This window comes from Paenarthrobacter sp. YAF11_1 (assembly GCF_052113445.1).
Taxonomy (GTDB): Bacteria; Actinomycetota; Actinomycetes; order Actinomycetales; family Micrococcaceae; genus Arthrobacter.
Genome location: NZ_JBFRDF010000044.1, coordinates 1 through 399 on the forward strand (window position 1 = coordinate 1; position 399 = coordinate 399).

The window sequence follows — 399 nt, forward strand, 5'->3', positions numbered from 1 at the left end:
GCGAAGATGGCGTTGTGGGGTGATGGGACGCACCGGGTCTCGTTGGACGAGGTCATAGTGACCATGCGGGAAACGGGCAAGGACATGTCCCATAAGTACAAGGAAACAGCGATGGGCGGCCTCGCCGTCAACGTCGTCGAATGCTGAGTTGTGAGGCCCGCTGTGCACGGTATGCCGAAGCCGAAGGGCGTAAAACGGGCCCCGCAACGCAAGAATTTACAGATCAACACAAAGGAACGTCATGACACTCGCACCTGAAGGCCGTAAGTTGCTGCGCGTTGAGCAGCGTAACTCGGCCGTCCCGGTTGAACGCAAGCCCGAGTGGATCAAGGCCAAGGTCCAGATGGGGCCGGAGTTTGTCCAGCTCAAGAACCTGGTGAAGAAGGAAGGCCTGCACAC

Annotated in this window: 1 protein-coding gene and 1 pseudogene; both read left to right on the forward strand. The window is 58.6% G+C overall.

Features of this window, described 5'->3' with window-relative positions; all coding sequences use genetic code 11:
• The coding region (locus AB4Y77_RS22995) for an L-serine ammonia-lyase, iron-sulfur-dependent, subunit alpha (protein ID WP_442014758.1) at positions 1–147 on the forward strand (147 nt) is incomplete at its 5' end.
• A 94-nt stretch (positions 148–241) separates the two neighbouring features.
• Positions 242–399: pseudogene (locus AB4Y77_RS23000) on the forward strand (lipoyl synthase); the annotation flags it as partial.